The sequence below is a fragment of the Ensifer sp. ENS07 genome (assembly GCF_014852185.1).
Taxonomy (GTDB): Bacteria; Pseudomonadota; Alphaproteobacteria; order Rhizobiales; family Rhizobiaceae; genus Ensifer; species Ensifer adhaerens.
The window spans coordinates 69,797-94,863 of the sequence record NZ_JACVBE010000008.1 but is presented as its reverse complement, the minus strand read 5'-3'; the positions used below and the strand labels follow the sequence as shown (position 1 = coordinate 94,863).

At 63.6% G+C, this 25,067-nt stretch carries 20 protein-coding genes; 16 read left to right on the top strand and 4 right to left on the bottom strand.

Features of this window, described 5'->3' with window-relative positions; genetic code table 11:
- Window positions 1–6 precede the first annotated feature (6 nt).
- The 3 genes from IB277_RS22945 (at window position 7) to IB277_RS22935 (ending at window position 2,337) form a co-directional block, all read left to right on the top strand.
- On the top strand, window positions 7–465 hold the full coding sequence (locus IB277_RS22945) for an SRPBCC family protein (RefSeq protein ID WP_034789739.1): 459 nt from the start codon (window positions 7–9) through the stop codon (window positions 463–465).
- 225 nt (window positions 466–690) lie between these two features.
- Entirely contained in the window at window positions 691–966 is a 276-nt protein-coding gene (locus tag IB277_RS22940; RefSeq protein WP_089042985.1) for a metal-sensing transcriptional repressor, read from the top strand.
- A 48-nt stretch (window positions 967–1,014) separates the two neighbouring features.
- On the top strand, window positions 1,015–2,337 hold the full coding sequence (locus IB277_RS22935) for an MFS transporter (RefSeq protein ID WP_060528975.1): 1,323 nt from the start codon (window positions 1,015–1,017) through the stop codon (window positions 2,335–2,337).
- 10 nt (window positions 2,338–2,347) lie between these two features.
- Here IB277_RS22935 and IB277_RS22930 read toward each other — a convergent pair whose 3' ends face one another.
- Window positions 2,348–2,950 (bottom strand): TetR/AcrR family transcriptional regulator, encoded by a 603-nt coding sequence (locus tag IB277_RS22930; protein WP_060519254.1) that lies wholly within the window; start codon window positions 2,948–2,950, stop codon window positions 2,348–2,350.
- A 457-nt stretch (window positions 2,951–3,407) separates the two neighbouring features.
- Here IB277_RS22930 and IB277_RS22925 point away from each other — a divergent pair, with 457 nt between their 5' ends.
- Both IB277_RS22925 and IB277_RS22920 read left to right on the top strand, forming a co-directional pair.
- The gene (locus IB277_RS22925; protein ID WP_192371889.1) at window positions 3,408–6,551 is read left to right on the top strand and encodes an efflux RND transporter permease subunit; all 3,144 of its coding nucleotides are present in this window, start codon (window positions 3,408–3,410) and stop codon (window positions 6,549–6,551) included.
- Between the two features lie 15 nt (window positions 6,552–6,566).
- Complete coding sequence (locus IB277_RS22920; RefSeq protein ID WP_034789769.1) at window positions 6,567–7,718, top strand: efflux RND transporter periplasmic adaptor subunit; 1,152 nt, start codon at window positions 6,567–6,569, stop codon at window positions 7,716–7,718.
- Between the two features lie 18 nt (window positions 7,719–7,736).
- Here IB277_RS22920 and IB277_RS22915 read toward each other — a convergent pair whose 3' ends face one another.
- The gene (locus IB277_RS22915) at window positions 7,737–8,633 is read right to left on the bottom strand and encodes a DMT family transporter (protein WP_371813657.1); all 897 of its coding nucleotides are present in this window, start codon (window positions 8,631–8,633) and stop codon (window positions 7,737–7,739) included.
- 133 nt (window positions 8,634–8,766) lie between these two features.
- On the opposite strand from IB277_RS22915, the gene IB277_RS22910 reads away from it, so the two are divergent.
- Window positions 8,767–9,240, top strand: coding sequence for an Lrp/AsnC family transcriptional regulator (locus IB277_RS22910; RefSeq protein WP_034789774.1), 474 nt, complete (start codon window positions 8,767–8,769; stop codon window positions 9,238–9,240).
- A 109-nt stretch (window positions 9,241–9,349) separates the two neighbouring features.
- On the opposite strand, the gene IB277_RS22905 is transcribed toward IB277_RS22910, so the two are convergent.
- Window positions 9,350–9,829 carry an Rrf2 family transcriptional regulator gene (locus tag IB277_RS22905; RefSeq protein WP_082572810.1) on the bottom strand — a complete coding sequence of 160 codons (480 nt, stop codon included), beginning with the start codon at window positions 9,827–9,829 and terminating at the stop codon, window positions 9,350–9,352.
- A gap of 320 nt (window positions 9,830–10,149) precedes the next feature.
- Here IB277_RS22905 and hmpA point away from each other — a divergent pair, with 320 nt between their 5' ends.
- The 9 genes from hmpA to IB277_RS22860 all read left to right on the top strand — a co-directional run bounded on the left by hmpA (window position 10,150) and on the right by IB277_RS22860 (window position 22,204).
- Entirely contained in the window at window positions 10,150–11,364 is a 1,215-nt protein-coding gene (gene hmpA / locus IB277_RS22900) for an NO-inducible flavohemoprotein (protein ID WP_192371887.1), read from the top strand.
- A gap of 224 nt (window positions 11,365–11,588) precedes the next feature.
- Window positions 11,589–12,191: an ANTAR domain-containing response regulator gene (locus IB277_RS22895; RefSeq protein WP_034789780.1), complete on the top strand. Its 603-nt coding sequence runs from the start codon at window positions 11,589–11,591 to the stop codon at window positions 12,189–12,191.
- On the top strand, window positions 12,188–13,402 hold the full coding sequence (locus IB277_RS22890) for a CmpA/NrtA family ABC transporter substrate-binding protein (RefSeq protein ID WP_112975234.1): 1,215 nt from the start codon (window positions 12,188–12,190) through the stop codon (window positions 13,400–13,402). The genes IB277_RS22895 and IB277_RS22890 overlap by 4 nt, the downstream gene beginning before the upstream one ends.
- 325 nt (window positions 13,403–13,727) lie before the next feature.
- Window positions 13,728–14,984 (top strand): nitrate/nitrite transporter, encoded by a 1,257-nt coding sequence (locus IB277_RS22885; RefSeq protein WP_034789792.1) that lies wholly within the window; start codon window positions 13,728–13,730, stop codon window positions 14,982–14,984.
- 17 nt (window positions 14,985–15,001) lie between these two features.
- The gene (nirB, locus tag IB277_RS22880; protein ID WP_192371885.1) at window positions 15,002–17,452 is read left to right on the top strand and encodes a nitrite reductase large subunit NirB; all 2,451 of its coding nucleotides are present in this window, start codon (window positions 15,002–15,004) and stop codon (window positions 17,450–17,452) included.
- Between the two features lie 4 nt (window positions 17,453–17,456).
- Complete coding sequence (gene nirD / locus IB277_RS22875; RefSeq protein ID WP_370689609.1) at window positions 17,457–17,792, top strand: nitrite reductase (NAD(P)H) small subunit; 336 nt, start codon at window positions 17,457–17,459, stop codon at window positions 17,790–17,792.
- Window positions 17,793–17,794: 2 nt separating this feature from the next.
- Window positions 17,795–20,452, top strand: a complete 2,658-nt coding sequence (locus IB277_RS22870) for a nitrate reductase (RefSeq protein WP_192371883.1) — start codon at window positions 17,795–17,797, stop codon at window positions 20,450–20,452.
- A complete protein-coding gene (gene cysG / locus IB277_RS22865) occupies window positions 20,424–21,896 on the top strand; it encodes a siroheme synthase CysG (RefSeq protein ID WP_192371881.1) in 1,473 nt (490 codons plus the stop codon). Before IB277_RS22870 ends, cysG begins: the two co-directional genes overlap by 29 nt.
- Window positions 21,890–22,204, top strand: coding sequence for a hypothetical protein (locus IB277_RS22860; protein WP_034789799.1), 315 nt, complete (start codon window positions 21,890–21,892; stop codon window positions 22,202–22,204). The genes cysG and IB277_RS22860 overlap by 7 nt, the downstream gene beginning before the upstream one ends.
- 206 nt (window positions 22,205–22,410) lie before the next feature.
- On the opposite strand, the gene IB277_RS22855 is transcribed toward IB277_RS22860, so the two are convergent.
- Window positions 22,411–22,590: a hypothetical protein gene (locus IB277_RS22855; RefSeq protein ID WP_034789801.1), complete on the bottom strand. Its 180-nt coding sequence runs from the start codon at window positions 22,588–22,590 to the stop codon at window positions 22,411–22,413.
- 375 nt (window positions 22,591–22,965) lie between these two features.
- Between IB277_RS22855 and IB277_RS22850 the strand changes: the two genes are divergently transcribed.
- Window positions 22,966–25,035, top strand: coding sequence for an ATP-dependent helicase (locus tag IB277_RS22850; protein WP_192357078.1), 2,070 nt, complete (start codon window positions 22,966–22,968; stop codon window positions 25,033–25,035).
- Window positions 25,036–25,067 lie beyond the last annotated feature (32 nt).

Sequence of the window (25,067 nt, the reverse complement as noted above, 5' to 3'; positions counted from 1 at the left end):
TCGGCGATGTCGTCGACCAACTTTCATCTCGTCACCGAATGGACGATCGCCTCCCAGCTTGAAGACGTGTGGCGTGAACTCAGCACGCCGGAACGCTGGCCCGAGTGGTGGCCATCGGTGAAGCAGGTTACGCTGCTAAACGAGGGGGACGAACATGGTGTCGGCGCCGTCAGGCGCATGCGCTGGTCGACGGCACTCCCCTACGAACTGGTCTTCGACATGGAGACCACCAAAGTCGAGCCGCCTCTCTTCATCGAAGGCCGGGCCTTGGGCGAACTCGACGGCATCGGCCGCTGGACCCTGCAAGGCGAAGGCAGCGCTTGCCGCGTTCGCTATGACTGGATCGTGACAGTCACGAAGCCCTGGATGGTCCGTCTTTCCTTTATCCTCAGACCCGTCTTTCGCTGGAACCACGGGGTGGTGATGGAGCGCGGCCGCCGCGGCCTCTCGAAGAGGCTGGCCTAAAGCAACGGCGGGCACATTCCGGAAAGACGCGCAGACGGACGACTATTGCGCCAGGCGCGTGCCTCGTGCCTGATGATTTCGCCCAGGCGCTGGGCACCCGGTCCCGCCGCATCTGGATCCGGATAGACCAGATACATGGCGCCACAACGCCCGCCTTCGGACACCGCAGCAACCATCGAAAATCACTCCCTTGAAATATCCTATCCAGGGGGATAGGATATTGATATGAGCGAGCACAGACACGACACCCATCCCGAGATCGTCAAGCGGCTGAAACGCGCGGAGGGGCACCTGAAGAGCGTCATCACCATGATCGAAGGCGGCCGCTCCTGCCTCGACATCGCCCAGCAGCTCCACGCAGTGGAGAAGGCGATCAGCCAGGCGAAGCGAACCCTGATCCAGGATCACCTGGACCATTGCCTTGAAGACACGATCGGGGCGCTTCCGCACGAGCAGCGCCACTCCATCGACGAGTTCAAGGCGATCACGAAATACCTCTGAGCAGCAAATCCGCTGCCACAAACCGCCACCGAGCGAGGCCCAATCATCATGCTGCAGATCCTCGCAAACCGCACCTATCGCCACCTGTTCCTAGCGCAGGTGATCGCGCTGATCGGAACCGGCCTCGCAACCGTCGCGCTTGGCCTTCTCGCCTATGATCTGGCCGGCGCCGAAGCGGGCGCGGTGCTCGGGACGGCGCTCGCGATCAAGATGATCGCCTATGTCGGCGTGGCGCCGATCGCCGCCGCCTTCGCCGAACGGCTTCCACGCCGTGCCATGCTCGTCAGCCTCGATCTGGTGCGCGCCGCCGTCGCGCTGTTCCTGCCGTTCGTGACCGAGATCTGGCAGGTCTATGTGCTGATCTTCGTGCTGCAGTCGGCCTCGGCCGCCTTTACCCCCACCTTCCAGGCGACCATTCCCGACGTGCTGCCGGATGAAAAGGAATACACCCGCGCCCTGTCGCTCTCGCGGCTTGCCTATGATCTCGAAAGCGTCGCAAGCCCGATGCTCGCTGCGGCACTGCTTACCGTCGTCAGTTTCCATGACCTGTTTGCCGGCACGGTGATCGGCTTCCTCGCCTCGGCCGCCTTCGTCGTGTCCGTCGCGCTGCCAAGCCCGAAGGCTGCGGAACGGCGCGGTATCTACGACCGCACGACACGGGGTCTGCGCATTTATCTCTCGACGCCACGGCTGCGCGGCCTGCTCGCGCTCAATCTCGCGGTCTCGGCGGCGGGTTCGATGGTCATCGTCAACACGGTGGTGCTGGTTCAGGCCGGCTTCGACCTTACCCAGACCGACACGGCGATCGCGCTTGCCGCCTTTGGCTGCGGCTCGATGATTGCCGCGCTGATGCTGCCGCGCCTGCTCGACAGGACGCCTGACCGTTTCGCGATGTTTTCCGGGGCGACGATCCTCGTCGCCGGCCTGTTCATCGGGCCCCTCGTTCCAAATTTCGCTTCGCTGCTGCCGCTGTGGCTCGCCATCGGTCTCGGCTACTCGCTGACCCAGACGCCGTCCGGCCGGTTGCTGCGCCGCTCCGCCCAGCCCGAAGACCGGCCGGCGCTCTTTGCAGCGCAGTTCGCCCTTTCGCATGCCTGCTGGCTGATCACCTATCCGCTGGCCGGCTGGCTCGGCGCTACCGCCGGGCTCGGCACGACCTTCATCGCGCTTGGCCTCATCGCCATCGGCGCTGTCGCCGCGGCCGCCCGGCTCTGGCCCGCGCCCGACCCGGACGAAATCGAACACACCCATCATGCGCTGGCGGGCGATCACCCCCATCTTGCCGGTGCGACGCGCGTCGGCAGCGGCCACCGCCACACCCATGTGTTCGTGATCGACAGCCATCACCCGGACTGGCCAGCCCAGCGGTAGGCAACGGCCGCTACTTGGAGGCGGTGCTGTTGCCGGCAAAAGACAGGATCGCCGCATCGGCGATCTCGGCGAAACGAGCACTTGGCCCTTCGGCGCCGCTGCTCTGCTGCGCGGCGCGCGCGCCATCGATCAGCAGCAGCAGCGTGTCGCCGAGCAGCTCTGCGTCGGCGATGCCGGCCCGGCGGCACAGCTCGACGACCCGGTCGCGCTGCGCATCCTTGAAGAGGCGGATCACCTCGCGGCCAGGGTGATCCTCATCGGTCAGCTGCACGGCGGCGCTCATCATTTCGCATTGGCACTTGTCCTCGCCGAGGTGCTCGGCGATACGCCGGACCCAGGCCCTGAGCTGACCGAGACCGTCGCCCGGGTGCTGGTCTTCCAGTTCGCGCCAGAAGCCATCCATCTCCATTCCCGCATGGCGCAGGCATTCGACGATCAGCTCGTCCTTCGAACTGAAGTGGCGGTAGAGCGTCATCTTGTTGCTCTCGGCAGCATCGGCAATCGCATCGACGCCGGTTCCGCGAATGCCGCGGCGGCGAAAGAGATCACGCGCAGCCTCGACGATGCGATCGCGCGGCGAACGACGGGATGGTTTGCAGAAATCCGTTGTCATCGCAGTGGCCCGGCGTGAACGGCGCGGAAAATCTTGCCCCTTGACGCCCTGTCATTGGTCGATAACATGCGACGATGTTACCGACCAGTAACATTTTCGCCACCGTGGTAAATCGAGGAGCATCCGCTTGCGGCAAAGAGCTCTTCCGGAAACGGCGGCGGTAACTGCAGAAAAATTTCATGCGCAGTGTCGGTGAGCGCGGTCGCCAGGCGTCTTTTAGCCAGAGCGCACACCGCAGAGACTTTTTAGATTCGATAACGCTCGTGATTTGGTCGTCGTGATTAGGACCGGACCGGCCCGTCATGATCTCGTGCTGGAGCCTTATGATGCGCATGCTGGATGGGCTGAAGGCTGGGGAGACCGTCGCTGACCGCAAGGTCCGCGCGGCGGGCGTGCCGGTGCCGAGTTTCCGCCACGCCGCCTGCTGCGATGGTGGCGCTCCCAAAGGATCGGCCCCATGATCGACTTCTTCATCCACCGGCCGATCTTCGCATCGGCGATCGCCATCATCATGACGCTCGCCGGCGGCATCTGCTATTTCCTGCTGCCGATTTCGCAATTTCCCGACGTGACGCCGCCGCAGATCGTCGTTGCCGCGAACTATCCGGGCGCCAGCGCCCAGGTGGTCGCCGACACGGTGACAACGCCGCTCGAGCAGCAGATCAACGGCGTGCCCGGCATGCTCTACATGACCTCGACCAGCTCGAACGACGGCTCGTCGCGCATCATCATTTCCTTCGAAGTCGGCTATCCGATCGACGTCGCCGCACTCGACGTGCAGAACCGCGTCTCGCAGGCCGCCTCCTCGCTTCCAGCCCTCGTCAACCAGACCGGCGTGACCATCGCCAAGCAGATCCCGAACTTCACCGTGCTCGTCAGCCTGGATTCGCCTGACAATTCGGTCGATTTCGCCGCGGTCAGCAACTACGCCTATCTGCAGATCCTCGATCCCTTGAAGCGCCTGCCGGGCGTTGGCGACGTCCAGCTTTTCGGCGAGCGCCGCTATTCGATGCGCGTCTGGCTCGATCCGGATCGCATGGCCAATCTCGGCATCACCGCCGTCGACGTCCAGAACGTCATTGCCGAGCAGAACATCCAGGTCGCCGGCGGCAAGATCGGGCAATCGCCGGCACCGGCCGGCACGCCCTTCGAGATGCAGATCAACGCGCTCGGACGCTTGAGCGACCCGTCCCAGTTCGGCGACATCGTGCTGCGCGCCGACCAGACGACGGGGGCAACGACGCGGCTGCGCGATGTGGCGCGCATAGAGCTCGGCGCGCTGCTCTATTCCTCGTCGGTCACCTTCAACGGCAAGGAAAGCGTCGTGCTTGCCGTCTTCCAGGCACCGGGCTCCAACGCGCTCGACCTGCAGGCCCGCGTGCAGGCGAAGATGGACGAGCTGTCGCAGCGCTTCCCCGCGGGCATCGCCTACCACATGTTCTACGACACCACGCGTTTCGTCTCGGCGGCGATGAAGGATGTCGTGTTCACGCTGCTCGAGGCGCTCGCCCTCGTCGTCTTCGTCGTCTTCATCTTCCTGCAAAACCTGCGCACGACGATCATCCCTACGATCGCCATTCCGGTTTCGTTGATCGCGACGCTGGTCGTCATGTATCTCTTCGGCTTCTCGCTCAACATGCTGAGCCTGCTCGGCATGGTGCTTGCCATCGGGCTTGTGGTCGACGACGCGATCGTCGTCGTCGAGAACGTCGAACGCCAGCTGGAGGCCGGGCTGCCGCCGCTCGAGGCCACCAAAAAGGCGATGCAGGAGGTGACCGGCCCGATCATCGCGACGACCGCGGTGCTGCTGGCCGTCTTCATCCCCGTCGCCTTCATTCCGGGCGTCGCCGGCAGCCTCTACAACCAGTTTGCGCTGACGGTCGCAATCTCCGTCGCTTTTTCCGCCTTCAACTCGCTGACCCTCAGTCCGGCGCTGAGCGCCGCGTTCCTGCGCTATCGCGGCGAGCCGCGTTTTGCCCTCTTCCGCTGGTTCAACAGCGGTTTTCACGCCCTGTCGCACGGTTATGCGCGCAGCGTCGCCGGGCTCGTGCGCTGGCGCTGGGCGCTGTTTGCCGTCTTCCTCGCCGCGATCGCCTCGACCTATGCGCTATGGCAGCGCATCCCCTCGACCTTCCTGCCGGTCGAGGACCAGGGCTATTTCTTCGTCGTCATCCAGTTGCCCGATGGTGCCTCGCTCGAACGCACCGAGGCGGTCGCGCGGCGATCCGAAGAGATCCTGCGCGGCACCGCCGGCGTCGATTTCGTCGGTTCGGTCGTCGGCTTCAACTTCCTGTCCTTCGCCGCCCAGTCAAACTCGGCCGTGCAATTCGCCGTATTGAAGCCATGGGACGAGCGGCCGCCCGAACAAGGCGCCTCGGCGCTGCGTGAGGCCGTCATGCCGCAACTGCTGCAGATCCCGGACGCGCTGGTGCTCGCCTTCGACCCGCCGTCGATCCAGGGGCTGGGTGCTACCGGTGGCTTCGAGTTCCAGGTGGAGGACCTTGCCGGCCGCAGCGCCGAGGCGCTGAACGACGCGACGCAGGCGCTGATCGCCGAGGCGCGCAAGCAGCCGGAAATCAATCCCTACCAGCTGTTCACCACCTTCAGCACCTCGAGCCCACAGTTCGACTACGACCTCGACCGCGACAAGGCAAAGCTGCTGGGCCTGAGCCTGCCGGATATCTTCAGCACGCTGCAGATCTATTTCGGCTCGCTCTATGTCAACGACTTCAACATCTTCGGCCGCACCTTCCGCGTGACGCTGCAGGCCGATCAGGGCGCACGCGCCTCGGCCACCGATCTCTCTCGTCTCTACGTGCGCAACACTGAGGGGGAAATGGTGCCGCTCAATACGCTAGGAACCTTCAAGCCGACAGTCGGCCCGGAGACCATCACCCACTACAACAATTACCCCTCGGCGCTGATCAACGGTGCGGCAGCACCCGGCTTCAGCTCGAGCCAGGCGGTGGCGGCGATGGAGCGGGTGGCAAAAACGACGCTGCCCAGGGACTACACATTCGAGTGGACCGGCATTACCTATCAGGAGATCCGGGCAGGCTCGATCGCCGCGCTCGTCTTTGCGCTCGCCCTCGTCTTCTGCTTCCTGATCCTGGCCGCCCAGTATGAAAGCTGGTCGATGCCTTTCATGGTGCTGCTTTCAGTGCCGCTCGCGCTTTTGGGCGCGCTCTCGGCGCTGTGGCTGCGCGGTATGCAGATCGACGTCTATTCGCAGATCGGTTTCGTGATGCTGGTCGGACTTGCCGCCAAGAACGCCATCCTGATCGTCGAGTTCGCAAGACGCCGACGCGAGGAAGGGCTCGACGTCGTCGCAGCCGCCGCGGAAGCGGCGCGTCTCCGGCTGCGGCCGATCCTGATGACGGCCTTCGCCTTCATTCTCGGCGTGCTGCCGCTGATGTATGCCAGGGGCGCAGGTGCTGCCAGCCGCCAGTCAATCGGCACCACCGTCTTCGGCGGCATGCTGGCGGCGACGATCCTCACACTCATTTTCGTCCCGGTCTTCTACGCGGTCATCGAAAAATGGCGCGAGGGCGCGTCCTCGCAGCCGATCGGCCAGCGTCACGAGCCGGAGGCGGCGGAATAGGAATTGGAGCCTGGCATGCGTGGTTCGAGACTGGTCCTTGCCGCAGCGGTCGTGGTCGCCGCCCTTGCTGCGGCCTATCACTACAAGAACGGCGGCTTCGAGCTGAAGGGCGGCGACGCCGGTGCGGCGGTGGGTCCGCCGCAACAGGCCATGCCCGTGCCGGTCGCCTCGGTCGTCAAGAAAACCATTCCGATCTATCTCGACTATTCGGCGCGCACCGAAGCGATCCGCAACGTGACGCTCCGCGCCAAGATCACGGGCTATATCGAGTCGCAGGCGGTGCCCGACGGTTCGGATGTAAAGGAAGGTGATCTGCTCTATCGGATCGACCCGCGCGATTATCGGGCAGCGCTCGATCAGGCAAAGGCCCAGGTCGAGCGCGACCAGGCGTCGCTCGCCTATCTCCGCTCCAATCTCAACCGCGGCAACGAACTGGCCACGACGGGTTACCTCGACAAGGACAGCTTCGATCAGCGCCAGAGTGCTGTGCACCAGGCCGAAGCGGCACTGGAGATGTCGCGGGCGGCGGTGCGCACCGCCGAGATCAATTTCGACTACACCGAAATCCACGCGCCCTTTGCCGGCCGGCTCGGCCGCGACCAGGCGCCGGAGGGAACGCTTGTCAGCAACACCGCCGGGACACCGCTCAACAACCTCGTGCAGCTTTCGCCGATCTATGTCTCCTTCAACCCGAGCGAAACAGAACTCGCCGACATCCAGAAGGCCCGGGCGAAGGGGAAAGTGCAGGCGGAAGTGCTTCTGCCTGGCGACAAGGAACCGCGCTATCGCGGCGACCTCACCTTCATCAACAACACGGTCGAGGGAAATACCGGAACGGTGGTGGCGCGCGTGACGATCGACAATACTGATCTTTCCTTGCTGCCCGGCCAATATGTCCGCGTCCGGCTGAAGATCCGCGACGAGCCGAACGTGCTGATGGTGCCGGAAACGGCGCTCGGCTCGAGCCAGCTCGGCAAATACATCTATGTCGTCGGCAAGGGGGAAACGGTCGAACAAAGGCTGGTCACTCTTGGCCCGACGAGCGGTGATCTCATCGGCCTGACCTCAGGCGTTGCGGAAGGCGACCAGGTGATCGCGGGAAACCTGCAGAAGATTTTCCCGGGCGCACCGGTCAAACCGATGCCGGCAGAGCAGGCGCAGAAATAGGCCGGTCGCCGGCCCGGCCTACGCCCTTTTCAGGATCGGGAAGACCATGCCGAACGTGATGACGGCAATGGCAACGACCTGAAGCAGCGTCGGAACTTCACCGAGAACGACGACCCCCGCCGCGGTCGTCGTCACCGGGACGCACGGCATGAACAGCGACGCAGGCTGCGGACCCAATTGACGGATGACATAGGTGTAGAGAACGCTCGCGAGCGCTCCGGCGAGAAAGCCTTGGATGACGAATTGCGTGGCAATTTCGGTGAAAGAGGCGGCAGCGAGCCCGCTGGGCGCCAGAATGTGCAGCAAGGGCAACGGCAGACAGGAGAAGAACACCACTGCGATCGTCGCCGTCACGGCGTCGACGGACCATAGCCGCACCAGCACCGCAAAGGTGGCAAACATCAACCCCGAAACGGCGAACAACAGATCACCGCGCAATGTCTCGGCGTCGGCGACGCCCGATTGGAGCACGAACAGCAAAAGGCCGGCAATGACCGTGGCAACGCCAGCAAGGCGCGTGCCGGAGGCCTTGTCCTTGAAGACGAGACGGGAAAACAGGAACGAGAAGAAGACGATTACGGCGGGAGAGAGTGCTGCCGCATGGGCGACCGGTGCCAGCGAAAGTCCCTGGTTGATGATGAGCGGATAGGGCAGCCCCGTCAGCAGCGCCAGCACGGTTGCCTTGCGCCAGCCAAGCTGCATCAACTTCGGCAAGCCGACGCTGAGGAACACCGGCAGGAAGGCCAGGGCGGCGCCAGAGAACCGCAAGGTGACGATGTCGGCGGCGGTCAGATGCTCGCGCAGACTGAACCGGGCGGCCACGAACTGTAAGGTGGTGATTGCGACGACCGCCACCCCTGCCCATATCGCCAGCCGCCGGCTGCGGTCGCCCTCCCCCATCGTAACACTTTGCACGCCCGTCTCTCCACATTGCGGAAGCCTTACCCGGCGGCTTCGACAGAAGCACCGTATTGCGCGAACGGCCGCGTCAAAATACACTTATTTCAATGAATCTAAGCGATTATCACTCTTTCATGGACAAAATAGCGTGAAGAACGAAATTGCAGGCCTCGACACCATCGATCGCACCTTGTTGAGATTGCTGCAGGAAGATGGCCGGCGGACCACACTGGAGTTGGCAGAGCGTGTCGGCCTGTCGCCAACGGGCACGAGCCAGCGCGTGAAGCGCCTCTTCCGCGAGGGTTATGTGAAGGCCGTGCGAGCGATCCTCGATCCGAAGAAGATCGGCCGGGGCACCGTCGTCTTCATCCAGGTGCGCCTCGACCATACCGCCCCGCATATCTTCGAGCGCTTCTCCGACGCGGTTGCAAAGGCGCCGGAAGTTCTGGAATGCCACATGGTGATCGGCGGCTTCGACTATCTGGTGAAGGCGCGCATTGCCGACATGTCGCTGTTCCAGGATTTTCTCGAACGGGTGATTTTGCCCCTGCCCGGCGTCAGGGAGACGCACACCTACGCCTCGGTCGGCGACGTCAAGCCGGACGCGCTGCTGCCGATCTGATGCTCAGGCGGGCTCCGGCCACTGCCAGGTTCGCCCCAGCAAAGCGGCGCAACCTCAAATCGGACGTGAAGTAGCAGGCCGCGGCGAGTCATTGGGGTGCCGGGCGTTATTATTCCTCGAGCGACTGGCGACCTAACGCGCGCGGGCTGCAATCTTCGCCCGGCAACGCTGCCCGGAAACCAAGGAGCACGCCGAGCGTCGAGCGTTTTTCGACGAGATCCGCGAGCGTGTACTTGTCGAAGACCGCGACGAAGGCGGCCGTGGCTTCCGAAAGGACGGACGGCAGGCTGCAGGCCGGAGCGATGCGGCAACCTCGGCAATCGATCAGATCGGACAACTCCTCCGTGTGCCGGAGGAGAGCGCCGAGATTGATTTCGTTCGCAGCCCTAGCGAGCCTGATACCGCCGTTCCGGCCGCGTACAGCCTCCAGAAACCCCGCATTCGCGAGGTCTTGAACCACTTTCATCATATGGTTCTGCGAGACCGAGAAGGTATCGGATATCTCCCGGATGGAGCTGAGCCCAGTGGGCTGGGAGCCCAGATAGATCATCAGGCGCATCGCATAGTCGGTGTATTTCGTGAGCCTCATCGCGGGATCTGCGTCAAAAAGTCCGTTCAAAAAACATGCATTTGATTAGCATCTTTGATCGCAAGCGAATAGATGCATTTTAGATACATCTTTAAGGGTCATTTGCGATGAACGCGCGAACGGTAGCCGGAGCTGAGATCAGGATGATCGTCGAATGCTTCCAGGGCGAAGTCCGCATTAACAGGATTTTTTGAGCGCGGGATTCGCGGCCGCGAGAGATTGGGACACAGTTCCCGATCACCGGGCCCGGTGAATTGCCGGCTGCATTTCCAGGATCACCAACCTGCCCCCACTGATACGTCCCACCGAAAGGAAAAATCATGCCGAAACCACTCTCCCCCGAGACTGTCCAGATCGTGAAAGCCAGCGCTCCGGCGCTCGCGGCCCACGGAACGGAAATCACGAAGAGCATGTATGCCCGCCTCTTCCGTGACGATCATATCCGCGCGCTGTTCAACCACGCCAATCAGGGCGAAGGCGGTTCACAGGTTAACGCGCTTGCCGCCGCCATTCTGGCCTATGCGCAGAACATCGATAATCTCGGCGTGCTTGGCCCGGTGGTCGAACGGATCGCCCACAAGCACATCGGCTACCATATCCTTCCAGAGCACTATCCCTTTGTAGCCAAGGCTCTTCTCGCCGCCGTCGAGGATGTGCTCGGGAGTGCGGCGACCCCTGAGCTCCTCAACGCATGGGGCGAGGCCTATTGGTTCCTGGCCGATATTCTCAAGGAGCGCGAGACCGCCATACGCGGCGAACTGATGGAGCGCTCGGGCGGTTGGAACGGCTGGAGAGATTTCGTCATCGCCTCAAAAGTTCGCGAGAGCGACGTCGTCACCTCGTTTATCCTGAAACCCAAGGACGGCGGTCGCGTTGCGCGCCACAGACCCGGCCAATATCTGACGTTTCGCTTCCAACTGGACAATGGCCTGGAGATGAAGCGCAACTACTCGATCTCCAGCGGGCCGAACGACAGCTTCTACCGCATCTCGGTAAAGCGCGAGGCGCAGGGGCAAGGCGGATCCCGATATCTCCACGATCAGGCGACCGTCGGCACGGTCTTGAGCGCGACCCCGCCGGCCGGCGACTTCTTCCTCCCTGAAGCGCCGGAAGCACCTATCGTATTGCTGTCGGGTGGCGTCGGCCTGACCCCCATGGTCAGTATTCTCGAGACGATCGCCGAGGAACATCCGAACCTCGAGGCGCACTTCGTCCACGGCGCGCTGAACAGCGGCACGCATGCCATGGATCGGCATGTTCGCGAACTCGCCGATGCACATGGCAAGATCACGATCAGCAGCTTCTATAGCGCGCCGGCGAACGGGGATGCCGTGGGGCTGTCGCACGACTTCGATGGCTTCATCACCGCGGAATGGCTTCGCAAGCACACGCCGATCGCCAATGCCGAATTCTATCTCTGTGGCCCCAAACCGTTCCTTCGTGCGCTCGTCCCGGCTCTTGCCAGGGAAGGCGTTTCCAGCGAGCGGGTCCACTACGAGTTCTTCGGCCCAGCCGACGAACTCATTGCAGCCTGAAACGCCTTCGGTCGGCACTTTCACGGACCGTGGAAGAGCTTGATCTCCTCATTGCCGCGGCGCTGCCTTCGCGCCGCGGCAAGCCGACCTGCGCCGAGGATTGCGGCAGTCTCGACGGTGCGTGAACGCCATCCGAAAGATCGCCCTTGATTTCGGACCGGTCATGCTGCATTGCAAAAAGAGCCGACACGGCAGGTCAAGATTGGTCAGAATGCGGTCGTGGCATGCAGCACAGCAGACTAAACGTCCTGGTCATCGACGAGAATCGCATCCGCGCCGCCATCATCGAGGACGGGCTGCGCGACGCGGGCTATGACCATGTCACCGTCATCGACAATATGCACGGCCTGGCGCGACGCATCGCGGACCTCAATCCCGACGTCATCGTGATTGATCTCGAAAACCCGAACCGAGACATGCTGGAAAGCATCTTCCAGCTTTCGCGCGCGGTGAAGCGCCCGATCGCGATGTTCGTCGACAAGTCCGACGAGGCCTCCATCGAGGCGGCTGTCGAGGCCGGGGTCTCGGCCTATATCGTCGACGGTCTGAAGCAGGAACGGGTGCGCCCCATCCTGAAGATGGCGATCAGCCGCTTCAACGCATTCTCCCGCCTCAACCGCGAGCTGGAAGAAACCCGCGGCGAGTTGGAAAACCGCAAGGTGATCGACCGCGCCAAGGGCCTCCTGATGCGCTCGCGCGGGCTCTCCGAGGAAGAGGCCTATGCGCTGCTGCGCCGCACGGCGATGAACCAGAACCGCAAGATCGTCGACATCGCCCAAAGCCTCGTCACGGCTGCAAGCCTGCTCGATCCGGGAGGAAAGGAATGACGACGCGCCACGCCATCACCGCCGGTTTCGTGCCGCTCCTCGACAGCGCCTTGCTCGTTGTCGCCCGCGAGATGGGCTTTGCTGAAGAACAGGGGATCGACCTGACCCTGCTGCGTGAGCGCTCCTGGGCGAGCATCCGCGATCGGCTTGCGGTTCGCCATGTCGATGTGGCGCATATTCTCGGGCCGATGCCGATCGCCGGCAATTTCGGCCTCAATGTGCCTGCCCCGGAAATGATCGTGCCGATGTCGCTGGGTCTCGGCGGCAATGCGGTGACGGTGTCTCCGGCGCTCTGGCAAAGGATGGCGGAAAACGGCGCGACCACGGATCTCGATGCGCGCGCGAACGGTGCAGCCCTGCGCAAGGCGATCGATACGCAGGCGGGCGCGCCGCTGCGTTTTGCCGTCGTGCATCCCTATTCCGGGCACAATTACGAACTGCGCTACTGGCTGGCGGCGAGTGGCATCGATCCGGACCGTGATATCGAGATCGTCGTGCTGCCGCCGCCCGACATGGGTGATGCGCTCGCCGAAGGCGTGATCGACGGCTATTGCGCCGGCGAGCCCTGGAACACCTTCGGCGTGCTTCGCCGCGGCGCACATCTCGCCACCGTCAAGGCGGCGATCTGGCGGTCGAGCCCCGAGAAGGTGCTTGGCGTCAACGCAAAGTGGGGGGAGGCCAACCCGGAGGCGATGGCCGCCTTGCTCGTAGCGCTTCATCAGGCGTCAATTTGGTGCGCCCGCCCGGATAACCACGAGGCACTCGCGACCCTTCTGGCAAAGCCTGCCTATGTGGGGCGCGACGCCGAACTGCTTCTTCCCGCCCTCAAAGGCACCCTGCCGGTCGGCGGCGGTGAGGTCCGGGTGGTCAGAGATTTCTTCGTTCCGAATGCCAAGGCGGCGACCTTCCCCTGGAAGAGCCATGCCCTCTGGTTCTACACCCAGATGGTGCGCTGGCGGCAGATCGAGCACACGGCAGAGCGCCAGCGTATCGCCGCGGAAACCTACCGGCCGGACATCTACCGCGCCGCATTGAAGCACCTTGGTATCGCCATGCCGTCGGCAAGCGCCAAGGTGGAAGGCGCCTTGACCGTCGAAACCCCAGTCGGCTCATCGGGCGCGCTGACGCTCGGGCCGGATGGTTTCTTCGATGGCGGACGCTTCGATCCCGACGACCTCGATGCCTACATCGCTGCCCAGTCTGCAGGCTGAATGCGCGACGCCTAATTTATGCGCATTGCACAAAAAATGGCTTCGCACTGCACCAAGGAATGTCACCCACCGGGATGACGCCAGGCCGACGATTTCACTTTTTCTTTTAGATCAATAGCTTGCCAAAACTGGCACGCTGATTGCTTTTATATTCTCAGGCCCTCGGGCCAAGAGATCGGTGTCCAACGACGGGCGCCCTACCAGCAAAGCCGCTGATCAGGACTGCGCACACGGAGCGAACCGTGTCGGGCATACCTGGCCAGCGGCTTTTTGTTTTTCACCCCCAAGATGGAGCGGCACGACCTTGTCGGGCCTCGGAGAAGCCATGTCTGAGAACAAGCAGCCATTATCCGCCAGCGAACCCGCCACGGCTTTGTGGATGTCCACTTTTGCCTTCACGATCTGTTTCGCCGTCTGGACGATCTTCGCCATCATCGGCATCCGCATCAAGCAGGACCTCGCGCTCACCGAAGCGCAGTTCGGCCTGCTGGTTGGCACGCCCATCCTCACCGGTTCACTGGTGCGCATCCTGCTCGGCGTCTGGACCGGGCGCTACGGCGGGCGCCTCGTCTATACGCTGACGATGCTGGCCGCAGCCCTTGCGACTTTTCTGCTCACCTACGCCACCACCTATCCGCAGATGCTGCTCGCCGGCCTCGGCATCGGTCTTGCCGGCGGCTCTTTCGCGGTCGGCGTCGCCTATGTCTCGCCCTTCTTTCCGCCGGAAAAGCAGGGCACGGCGCTTGGCATCTTCGGCGCCGGCAATGTCGGCGCGGCGGTGACGAAATTCCTGGCGCCCTTCGTCCTCATTGCCTGGGGCTGGCAGACGGTTGCCGAGATCTGGGCGGCCGCACTCGTCGTCACGGCACTCGTCTTCTGGTTCACGACAAGCGACGATCCGGCCTTCCGCAGCCGCCGCGAGCGCCAGCTGCCAAAGCGCAGCCTGCTCCAGGAGTTCGCACCGCTGAAGAACGCCCAGGTCTGGCGTTTCTCGCTCTACTATTTCTTCGCCTTCGGCGGTTTCGTCGCCCTCTCGCTCTGGCTGCCGCGTTATCTCGTCGGCGTCTACGGCTTCGATATCGCCGTGGCGGGCATGGTCGCAGCCGCCTACTCCATCCCCGGCAGCGTCTTCCGTGCCTTCGGCGGCGTGCTTTCCGACCGCAAGGGCGCGCGTAGCGTCATGTACTGGATGCTCGGCATCTCGGCGGTGGCAACACTGATCCTGTCGCTGCCGGCCGCCGGCGAGGGCCACGGCTTCGGCATTACGCCTGCCGTCTTCATCGTCACGGTCTTCGTGCTCGGCTTCGTCATGAGCCTTGGCAAGGCCGCCGTCTACAAGCACATCCCGGCCTATTACCCGGAAAACGTCGGGGCGGTCGGCGGCATCGTCGGCATGGTCGGCGGGCTCGGGGGCTTCGTGCTGCCGATCGCCTTCGGCCTGCTCAAGGACGCGACCGGCCTGTGGTCGAGCTGCTTCCTGCTTCTCTTTGCCGTCGTCGTCGCATCGCTCCTGTGGATGCATCTTTCGATCCGCCAGATGGAACGCCGCGCGCTCACCCTGCCGACGGCTGCTGCCGCGTAAACAGACAAGGACAGACCATGACCGAGAAACTCGTCATCATCGGCAATGGCATGGCGCCGGGGCGCATGCTGGAGCACCTGCTGGAAAAGGCGCCCGGGCACTACGACGTGACCATTTTCAACGCCGAACCACGCGTCAACTACGACCGCATCATGCTGTCGCCGGTGCTGTCGGGCGAAAAGGATTACGAAGAGATCATCATCCACGGCGACGGCTGGTACATCAAACACGGCATCACGCTTTACAAGGGTCATCGCATCGTCGCGATCGACCGCGATGCCCAAACCGTGACCTCCGACCATGGCGTGACCGAAAGCTATGACAAGCTGGTGATCGCGACCGGTTCGGTGCCCTTCATCCTGCCGGTGCCCGGCAAGGACCTGCCCGGTGTCATCACCTATCGCGATCTCGATGACGTGCAGGCCATGCTGCTCGCCGCCCAGTCGCGCGAAAAAGCCGTCGTCATCGGCGGCGGCCTGCTCGGCCTTGAAGCGGCCGCCGGCCTTGCCGGTCGCGGCATGGACGTCACCGTTCTTCACGTGATGCCGACGCTGATGGACCGCCAGCTCGACCCGGCCGCCGGCTATCTCCTTGAGAAGGAGCTGGAAGGCCGCGGCATCAAGATCATCTGCAAGGCCAACACCAAGGCGATCGTCGGCAACGGCAGGGTCGAAGGCATCGAGCTCGACGACGGCCGCATCATTCCGGCGACGCTCGTCGTCATGGCCGTCGGCATTCGGCCGAGTGTCGGCCTTGCGAAGGAGGCCGGCCTTGCGATCAACCGCGGCATCGTCGTCGACCAGGGCATGCAGACCTCGGATGGCCGCATCTGGGCGCTCGGCGAATGTGCGGAAGTGGGCGGCATGGTCTATGGCCTCGTCGCGCCGCTTTACGAGATGGCCCGTGTCGCCGCCTCGCATCTGGCTGGCGACCGCTCCGCCGCCTTTGTCCATTCCGACACGCCGACCAAGCTCAAGGTCACCGGCATCGAACTTTTCTCGCTCGGCGACTTTGCCGATGGCGACGACCGCGAGGAGATCGTCCTGCGCGACGCCACGGCCGGCGTCTACAAGCGGCTGGTGCTGAAGGGCAACCGCATCATCGGCACCGTGCTCTATGGCGAAACATCCGACGGCGCCTGGTTCAACGATCTGAAGAAGAAGGAGACCGACGTCTCCGAGATGCGCCAGACCCTGATTTTCGGCCAGGCCTTCCAGGGAGGCGCTCCGCTGGACCCTATGGCGGCCGTTGCAGCCTTGCCGGATGATGCGGAAATCTGCGGCTGCAACGGCGTTTGCAAGGGTAAGATCGTTTCCACGATTGCCGAGAAGGGCCTGACGTCGCTCGACGAGGTGCGCGCCCATACCAAGGCATCGGCCTCCTGCGGCTCCTGTACCGGCCTTGTCGAACAGCTGATGACGCTGACGCTCGGCGAGAGCTACAGACCGGCCGCCGTCCAGCCGATGTGCGGCTGCACCGATCTCGGCCACGACGACGTACGTCGGCTGATCAAGGCCAAGGGCCTGAAGACCATTCCCGCGGTCATGCAGGAGCTGGAATGGAAGACCTCCTGCGGCTGCGCCAAGTGCCGCCCGGCGCTCAACTACTACCTCGTCTGCGATTTCCCGGACGAATATGCCGACGACTACCAATCGCGCTTCATCAACGAGCGCGTTCACGCCAACATCCAGAAGGACGGCACCTATTCCGTCGTGCCGCGCATGTGGGGTGGGGTCACCAATTCCGGCGAGCTGCGGGCCATCGCCGACGTGGTCGACAAGTTCGAAATTCCGCTGGTGAAGGTGACCGGCGGCCAGCGCATCGACCTGCTCGGGATCGAAAAAGAAGATCTACCGGCCGTCTGGGCCGATCTCGGCAAGGCCGGTTTCATCTCGGGCCAGGCCTATGCCAAGGGTCTGCGCACGGTGAAGACCTGCGTCGGCTCGGACTGGTGCCGCTTCGGCACGCAGGATTCCACCGGGCTTGGCATCCGGATCGAAAAGTTCATGTGGGGTTCCTGGACGCCCGCCAAGCTGAAGATGGCGGTTTCCGGCTGTCCGCGCAATTGCGCGGAGGCCACCTGCAAGGACATCGGCGTCATCTGCGTCGACTCGGGCTTCGAGATCCATTTCGCCGGTGCTGCCGGGCTCGACATCAAGGGCACCGAGGTACTTGGCCTGGTGAACAGCGAGGACGAGGCGCTGGAACACATCGTGGCGCTGACGCAGATGTACCGCGAGCAGGCCCGCTATCTCGAGCGCATCTACAAGTGGGCGAAACGAGTCGGGCTGGACGAGATCCGCCGCCAGATCATGGAGGATACGGACAAGCGCAAGGCCTACTACGACCGCTTCGTCTTCAGCCAGAAATTCGCCCAGGTCGACCCCTGGTCGGAGCGCGTCTCCGGCAAGGACAAACACGAGTTCCGGCCGATGGCGACGGTCGGCTTCCCCCAAGCTGCGGAGTGAGATGATGAACATGACCTGGCACCCGATCGGCGACATCTCGGACATTCCGCTGCGAGGCGCGCGCTGCGTGAAGACGCCTCAGGGCAAGATCGCCGTCTTCCGCACAGCCGAAAACGAGGTCTTCGCCATCGAGGACCATTGCCCGCACAAGGGCGGGCCGCTGTCACAAGGCATCGTCCACGCGAAGGCGGTCACCTGCCCCTTGCACAATTGGGCGATCTCGCTCGAAACCGGCAAGGCGCTCGGGGCCGACGAAGGCGCGGTGCGCACCATTCCGGTGCGTATTGACGGCGGCGCGCTGTTCATTGCGCTCGAAAGCCTGCTGATTGCGGCGGAATGACCATGGAAAAGGAGGTCAAGACCACCTGTCCCTATTGCGGCGTCGGCTGCGGGGTCATCGCGACGGTCGATGACAACGGCGCCGTCGCCGTGCGCGGCGATGCCGACCATCCCGCCAATTTCGGCAGGCTGTGCTCCAAGGGGTCCGCACTCGCCGAGACCCTCGACCTCGACGGTCGGCTGCTGCATCCGGAGATCGACGGATGCCAGGCTGGCTGGGACGAAGCGCTCGACCTCGTCGCCGCACGCTTTGCGGAAACGATTGCCGAACACGGCCCGGATTCGGTCGCCTTCTACGTCTCCGGCCAGCTGCTCACCGAAGACTACTACGTCGCCAACAAGCTGATGAAGGGTTTTGTCGGTTCCGCCAACATCGATACCAATTCACGTCTCTGCATGTCCTCGTCGGTTGCCGGTCATCGCCGTGCCTTCGGTTCGGATACGGTACCCGGGACCTATGAGGATCTGGAGCTGGCCGATCTGGTCGTACTCACCGGATCGAACCTTGCCTGGTGCCACCCCGTCCTCTACCAGCGCCTTGCCGCCGCCAAGGCGAAACGGCCGGGCCTCAAAATCGTTCTCATCGATCCGCGCCGCACCATGACGGCCGATATCGCAGACCTGCATCTCGCGATCCGGCCCGACGCCGATGTGGCGCTCTTCGTCGGGCTGTTCTCACATCTGGTTTCCAGCAATGCCGTCGACCAGAACTATGTCGCGGCGCATACGGCCGGCTTCGGTGATACCTTGCTCGCAGCGGGCGGTGTTTCGTTCGACGACGTGCTCGAGCGGACCGGTCTTCCGGCGATGCAGTTGCGCGAATTCTACCGGCTGTTTTCGACAACCGAGAAGGTCGTGACCTGCTACAGCCAAGGCGTCAACCAGTCGTCTTCGGGCACCGACAAGGTCAACGCGATCCTCAACTGTCACCTTGCGACCGGCCGCATCGGCCGGCCGGGCATGGGGCCGTTCTCGCTGACGGGGCAGCCGAATGCGATGGGCGGCCGCGAGGTCGGCGGGCTTGCGAACATGCTCGCCGCACACATGGCGATCGAAGATGCCGGTGATCGCGATCGCGTCCAGCGCTTCTGGCGTTCGCCAAAGATTGCCGAAAATCCCGGGCTCAAGGCCGTCGATCTCTTCCGGGCGGTGGCAGACGGTCGCGTCAAGGCGCTCTGGATCATGGCAACGAACCCCGTCGTCTCGATGCCGGATGCCGACGCCGTCGAGGCCGCGATCAGGGCCTGTCCCTTCGTCGTGGTTTCCGACATCCTGAAAGAAACTGATACCGCCCGCCACGCGCATGTGCTGCTGCCGTCGCTCGGTTGGGGGGAAAAGAGCGGCACGGTCACCAATTCCGAACGCCGCATCTCGCGCCAGCGGGCGTTCCTCGCCGCACCGGGAGAAGCCCGGGCGGACTGGTGGCAACTGGCCGAGGTCGGTCGCCGCCTGGGCCATACCGATGCTTTCGCCTACGAAGCGCCCGCCGCGATCTTCCGCGAACATGCCGCGCTCTCGGCCTTCGAAAATGCCGGCAGCCGCGATTTCGACATTGGAGCCTATGCCGATCTTGCGCTTGAGGACTACGACGGGCTGACGCCCTTCCAGTGGCCCCAACGGGAAGGCCAGAAGCGCGCCGAAAGCCGTTTCTTTGCGGCGGGCAACTTCTATCACGCTGACGGCAGAGGCCGGTTCGTGGCCGTTCGCCCGGCAGAGACCGACCGCACCAATGCCGATTACCCGTTCACGCTCAACACCGGCCGCATCCGCGACCAGTGGCACACGATGACCCGCACAGGCAAAAGCGCGCGCCTCTCGGCCCATATCGCCGAACCGTTTGCGGAACTGCACCCGCGTGATGCGATGGAGATCGGCGTCGGCAACGCCGACCTTATCGAGATTGAAAGCCCTGAGGGCAAGGCGTTCGTGCGTGCGCTCATCACCGAGCGCCAGGCGCGCGGCAGCATCTTCGCGCCGATGCACTGGAACGACCAGTTTGCGGCGAAGGCACGCATCGATGTCCTCGTGCCGCCGATCACCGATCGTCTTTCCGGCCAGCCGGCATCGAAGAACATTGCGGTCGCCGCGCGAAAGTTCAAGGCGACGCACTACGCCTTCGCTGTCTCGCTGGCAAAGCCGGTCGATCCAGATGCTGCCTATTGGGCGCTGGCGAAGGCAGCTGGCGGCTGGCGATTGGAACTGGCTTTTGCCGAGCCGGTGGACGACTGGGCCGGCTGGTGCCGCCGCGTTCTTGCGATCCCGCAAGGCGTAGAGCCGCTCGGCTATGCGGATGCACAGACCGGCGACATCAGGCTCGCCTTCTTCGATGGTCCGCAGCTTCTCGCGGCCTTCTTCCTAGCGCGCGAACCGGTCGCCGTCGCGCGCAACTGGGCGATCGCACAACTCGGCGCTGACCACGCCAATCTGCGCAAGCGCTTCGCGCTCGTCGCGGGCCGTCCGGGGGCGGACAAGCCGGATCCCGGCGCCACCGTCTGCTCCTGCTTCGGTGTTGGCGTCAACCAGATCGTCGCGGCCGTACGCGGCGGTTGCCACAGCGTCGAGGCCGTCGGCGTGGCGCTCAATGCCGGAACCAATTGCGGCTCATGCCGCGCCGAAATCAGGGGGATCATCGATGGATGTCTTGCAGCAGCCGCAGAGTGACGGACCCGCCCGCATGGAGGCGCTCGCCAAGCTGCCCGTCTTCTGGGCGCTGGAGGGCCGGCGCGTCGTGGTGGCCGGTGCAACGGACGGAGCGATGTGGAAGGTCGAGCTTCTGGCCGCCTGCGGCGCCCGCGTCGACCTTTACGCTGAAGGGAACGACGAGGCGCTCGCGGCATTTGCCGGCCGTACCCCGCAACACCCCACCGCCAGCGTCACGCTAAACCGCCGGCACTGGGCGCCCGCCGATCTTGACGGTGCCGCGCTCGCCGTCGGCGATTGCGAGGACCAGGCGGAGGCGCGGGCATTCTTCGCCGCCGCCCGCGCGGCGGGCGTTCCGGTCAACGTCATCGACCAGCCGGACTTCTGCGAGTTCCAGTTCGGCTCGATCGTCAACCGCTCGCCCGTCATCGTTGCAATCTCGACCGATGGCGCCGCCCCGATCCTCGCCCAGACGATCCGCCGCAAGATCGAGACGCTGCTGCCGAAAAGCCTGAAGGCCTGGGCAGCGCTGGCCCAGTCTCTTCGTGGAGCGGTGAACCGCCGGATCGAACCCGGTCCCCGGCGGCGCCTCTTCTGGGAACGTTTTGCCGATCGCGTCTTTTCGACCATGGATACGCCGGAGGAGGGCGTAGGCGGGGTGCTTTTTGCTGATGCCGAAAGGCTCGCGGGAGCCCCCGCCATCGGTCACGTGACTTTGGTCGGCGCGGGACCGGGCGATGCCGAACTCCTGACGCTGAAGGCCGTGCGCGCGCTGCAAGCGGCCGATGTCATCCTTTTCGACGACCTCGTTTCTTCAGACGTGCTCGAACTCGCCCGGCGGGAGGCAAAGCGCATGCTCGTCGGAAAGCGCGGCGGCCGCGAAAGCTGCCGGCAGGAAGACATCAACGCCATGATGGTCAAGCTCGCCAAGGCTGGGAAACGCGTGGTGCGGCTGAAATCCGGCGACCCCATGGTTTTCGGCCGGGCCGGCGAGGAAATCGCCCATCTCGACCGCGAGAACATTCCCGTCGATGTTATCCCCGGCATCACTGCCGCAAGCGCCATGGCCTCCCGTCTCGGTCTGTCGCTGACCCATCGCGACTATGCCCAGTCGCTTCGGCTGGTGACCGGTCATTCCCGCCACGGCGGCCTGCCCGATGATGTCGACTGGGGAGGCATTGCCGATCCGCGCAGCACGGCGGTCTTTTACATGGGTGGCCGAACGGCGAGGCTGATTGCCGAAAAGCTTATCGGCGAAGGCCGTTCACCTGAAACACCGGCCGTGATCATGAGCGATGTCAGCCGTCCGACGGAACGCAGCTGGCGCGGCGCGCTCGCGACAATCCCCTTGGGCATAGCGGAGATCGGCTACGACAACCCGGTCCTCATCGCTGTCGGCGACGTGTTTTCGGCCCGAGACAAGCAGGCCGGATCGATCGAGTGCACTCTCGCAGGAGCATGCTGATGGGCATCTCCCTGGTGTTCATCGTTCTCGCCATCGGCCTCAGCTGGCCGCGTTTCAGGCTCATCTTCCTGGCTCAATCGAACGCTGCGCTGGCCGCAGCGCCCCTCACCATGGTTGCGAGTGCCGTGAACCTCTGCGCCATCGGCCTCGCTGTTGCAGAACACGGTCTGCTTTTCGGCGGATTGCTCATCGCCGGCGGTATGTTCTTCGCGAAAATAATGCAAGCCGTGCCTTCAACGCCGGGCATCTTGGCTTCAGCCCTGTGCCTTGCCGCCTACATCGAAATGACGATGACGGTCGTAGCGTGACGAGCTCAATGCTGCCCCTGAACAGACACCAGCGTCTGCTGACGCGCCAAGGGATATTCGAAGGCGTCGCCTCGTATCGACGTCCCGAATATCCCAAGGTCGCCACCGTAGGCTGGTTCTAAGCGCGCAGGCAGATCACGGCCATCCCCCAATTGAGGAATGAATGCCTGTACCGAACAAGTAAAGCCGCTGCCCCGCGGCCGACATCAGTCGACTGCCGTTTCCGATCCATCGCCGCTTTCGTCGAGTACGACCGTCTCGCCGAGCGGGGTCGCTGCAATTGACCTGATCTCTTGGGCGAGCGACGCCAGCTTGCGCGCAATCTCCTGCAATTCGGCGGTCGAGCCGGTGGCCTCGCAGGTATTTTCAACGCTCCGTTCGTCCATGTGCTCTTCCTCTTTCGAGTGGACGCAGGAGCGGAGCATATTTCTAATCTACTATATAAGGCCACAAGCCGTCGCGCGTTCTTCGTGCGGCGCACAGCCATAGGTATAGGCCGATCGATAAGCCGGCGATCACCCGCGACAGATCTCGATCCACGGCCGATTGGCCTTACCTGCAGCAATCAAGCCCATCGGCGATCTCGCAGGTCATCAAAACCTTGGAAGAGTGACATTCCGACGTTGCAGGAGCGAAAACTCGGCGACGTCAGGGTTTTCATCTGGATGCTAAATTGCTAGTTCTTTCTTTGTTCCTGCCCGTCTCTTGGATGCAAATCGATGCGGGCAGTGACTGAGTGCGACGAAAACGAACGGGAACGCATGAGCGCCGCCTATCTCGAAAAACTCAATGACCGCCAGCGTGAGGCGGTCGAGCACGGTATCGGCTTGCCGGAAGGACAGGTCGGCGGCCCGCTTCTCATCATCGCCGGTGCCGGCTCCGGCAAGACGAATACCCTCGCCCACCGCGTCGCGCATCTCATCGTCAACGGTGCCGATCCGCGCCGCATTCTGCTGATGACCTTTTCTCGACGCGCAGCAGCCGAGATGACCCGCCGGGTCGCGCGCATCTGCCGCCAGGTCCTTGGCGACAACGCTTCAGTCATGACGGACGCGCTCTCCTGGGCCGGCACCTTCCATGGCATCGGTGCCCGGATCCTGCGCATCTATGCCGAACAAATCGGTCTCGGCCTGGATTTTACGATCCACGACCGGGAGGACAGTGCCGACCTGATGAACCTCGTGCGCCACGAGCTCGGCTTCTCGAAGACGGAAAGCCGGTTTCCGACAAAGGGAACGTGCCTTTCGATCTATTCGCGCGTCGTGAACTCCGAAAGCTCGATTGGCGACGTATTGAAGTCGGCCTATCCCTGGGTCACCGGCTGGGACGAACAGCTCAAGGCGCTGTTTGCGGCTTACGTCGATGCCAAACAGGCGCAGAACGTGCTCGATTATGACGATCTCCTGCTCTACTGGGCGCAGATGGTTTCCGATCCGGAGCTTGCCGAAGATATCGGCGGACGCTTCGATCATGTTCTTGTCGACGAGTATCAGGACACCAACAGGCTGCAGGCGTCGATCCTGATGTCGCTCAGACCCGGCGGCCACGGATTGACGGTCGTTGGCGACGACGCCCAGTCGATCTATTCTTTCAGGGCTGCGACGGTTCGCAATATTCTCGATTTCCCGAACGCCTTTTCGCCCGAGCCTGCCGACGTCATCACCCTCGACCGGAACTACCGCTCGACGCAGCCGATCCTCGCCGCTGCGAACGGCGTGATCGGCCTGGCGCGGGAGCGATTTACCAAGAACCTCTGGACGGACAGGCAATCGGAGCAGCGCCCGTTGCTCGTCGCCGTCAAGGACGAAGCGGATCAGGCCGCCTACATCGTGGAGCAGGTTCTCGCTGGCCGCGAGATCGGTATCGCCTTGAAGCAGCAGGCGGTGCTTTTTCGCTCGTCCAATCACAGCGGAACGCTCGAAGTCGAACTCACCCGCCGCAACATTCCGTTCGTGAAATTCGGTGGCCTGAAGTTTCTCGACAGCGCCCATGTGAAGGACCTGCTCGCAGTCCTGCGCTTCGCGCAGAACCCGCGTGATCGCGTCGCAGGTTTCCGGTTGCTGCAGATGCTGCCCGGTATTGGCCCGCAGACCGCTGGAAAGATCCTCGATGCGATCGCCGCCGATCCGGAACCGCTCGCGGCTCTTGCTGAGATCCCGCCTCCCGCCAAGACCGGCGAGAACTGGACCGGCTTCGTCGACCTGGTGTCCGGTCTGCGACGGGCCGAGCCCGGATGGCCGCAGGAGATTGGCGCTGCGCGCGCCTGGTATGAGCCCCATCTTGACCGGATCCATGAAGACGCCGACACGCGCAAGGCCGACCTGCTGCAGCTCGAGCAGATTGCCGGCGGCTACCAGAACCGCGAACGTTTCCTGACCGAGCTGACCCTTGACCCGCCCGATGCCACGAGCGACCAGGCGGGCGTGCCGCTGCTCGACGAGGACTATCTGATCCTGTCGACCATCCATTCGGCGAAGGGCCAGGAATGGCGCTCGGTCTTCATGCTCAACGTCGTCGACGGCTGCATTCCGTCCGATCTCGGCGTGGGCACAACTGCCGAACTCGAAGAGGAGCGGCGGCTGCTCTATGTCGGCATGACACGGGCACGCGATCATCTCTCCCTGGTGACGCCGCAGCGCTTCTTCACCCACGGCCAGAACGCCCAGGGCGACCGGCATGTCTACGCCTCGCGAACCCGCTTCATCCCGGCGACATTGCTTCAGTTTTTCGAGACGACGAGCTGGCCGAAGATCTCGGCAAGCGCCAGCGAGCGAAGCGCCAAGCAGATCCGCATCGACGTCGGCGCCCGCATGCGCTCCATGTGGAAGTGAGCGAAGGCGGTGGCGAGCTCGCGAATTGTGCG

Excerpts from the sequence above, each read along its gene's own strand:
- IB277_RS22925 (WP_192371889.1), top strand. The coding sequence starts at position 3,408 with ATGATCGACTTCTTCATCCACCGGCCGATCTTCGCATCGGCGATCGCC.
- IB277_RS22860 (WP_034789799.1), top strand. The coding sequence starts at position 21,890 with ATGCTGATGGGCATCTCCCTGGTGTTCATCGTTCTCGCCATCGGCCTC.
- IB277_RS22920 (WP_034789769.1), top strand. The coding sequence starts at position 6,567 with ATGCGTGGTTCGAGACTGGTCCTTGCCGCAGCGGTCGTGGTCGCCGCC.
- nirB (WP_192371885.1), top strand. The coding sequence starts at position 15,002 with ATGACCGAGAAACTCGTCATCATCGGCAATGGCATGGCGCCGGGGCGC.
- cysG (WP_192371881.1), top strand. The coding sequence starts at position 20,424 with ATGGATGTCTTGCAGCAGCCGCAGAGTGACGGACCCGCCCGCATGGAG.
- IB277_RS22935 (WP_060528975.1), top strand. The coding sequence starts at position 1,015 with ATGCTGCAGATCCTCGCAAACCGCACCTATCGCCACCTGTTCCTAGCG.
- IB277_RS22870 (WP_192371883.1), top strand. The coding sequence starts at position 17,795 with ATGGAAAAGGAGGTCAAGACCACCTGTCCCTATTGCGGCGTCGGCTGC.
- hmpA (WP_192371887.1), top strand. The coding sequence starts at position 10,150 with ATGCCGAAACCACTCTCCCCCGAGACTGTCCAGATCGTGAAAGCCAGC.
- IB277_RS22850 (WP_192357078.1), top strand. The coding sequence starts at position 22,966 with ATGAGCGCCGCCTATCTCGAAAAACTCAATGACCGCCAGCGTGAGGCG.
- IB277_RS22855 (WP_034789801.1), bottom strand. The coding sequence starts at position 22,590 with ATGGACGAACGGAGCGTTGAAAATACCTGCGAGGCCACCGGCTCGACC.
- IB277_RS22930 (WP_060519254.1), bottom strand. The coding sequence starts at position 2,950 with ATGACAACGGATTTCTGCAAACCATCCCGTCGTTCGCCGCGCGATCGC.
- IB277_RS22945 (WP_034789739.1), top strand. The coding sequence starts at position 7 with ATGTCGTCGACCAACTTTCATCTCGTCACCGAATGGACGATCGCCTCC.
- IB277_RS22885 (WP_034789792.1), top strand. The coding sequence starts at position 13,728 with ATGTCTGAGAACAAGCAGCCATTATCCGCCAGCGAACCCGCCACGGCT.
- IB277_RS22890 (WP_112975234.1), top strand. The coding sequence starts at position 12,188 with ATGACGACGCGCCACGCCATCACCGCCGGTTTCGTGCCGCTCCTCGAC.
- IB277_RS22905 (WP_082572810.1), bottom strand. The coding sequence starts at position 9,829 with ATGAGGCTCACGAAATACACCGACTATGCGATGCGCCTGATGATCTAT.
- IB277_RS22940 (WP_089042985.1), top strand. The coding sequence starts at position 691 with ATGAGCGAGCACAGACACGACACCCATCCCGAGATCGTCAAGCGGCTG.
- IB277_RS22895 (WP_034789780.1), top strand. The coding sequence starts at position 11,589 with ATGCAGCACAGCAGACTAAACGTCCTGGTCATCGACGAGAATCGCATC.
- nirD (WP_370689609.1), top strand. The coding sequence starts at position 17,457 with ATGAACATGACCTGGCACCCGATCGGCGACATCTCGGACATTCCGCTG.